The sequence below is a fragment of the Streptomyces bobili genome (assembly GCF_002154575.1).
Classification (GTDB): Bacteria; Actinomycetota; Actinomycetes; order Streptomycetales; family Streptomycetaceae; genus Streptomyces; species Streptomyces bobili.
Genome location: NZ_MUBA01000257.1, coordinates 1 through 342 on the forward strand (window position 1 = coordinate 1; position 342 = coordinate 342).

A 342-nucleotide genomic window follows, 5' to 3' on the forward strand; every position below is an offset into this window, starting at 1 on the left:
CCTCGACCGGGTACCGGTGCCCCTTGTACGACAGCGACGCGCTCCCCACGGACAACCCTTCCCAGGCTGATCAACCAGAAGATCATCCCACTGGTCAGCCAACGTGACAGTGCCGGTTGTGGTCATCGGTGGCTCAGAGTGCGTTCGACGCGACCGGTATGGCACGACCCATCGATCATCGCCGTTGATTTTCGCATCGGGCCGTTGCTAGGTTCGGGGCGGATTCTGAGAGACGGGGTGCCATAGATGCACGAGTTGACTTTCCAGAGTCACCGTGGTGATGCCGGACCGACGACTTGGGGTCAGCGAGAGCAGTGGGAAACGGTCCTCGCCAACCGACCG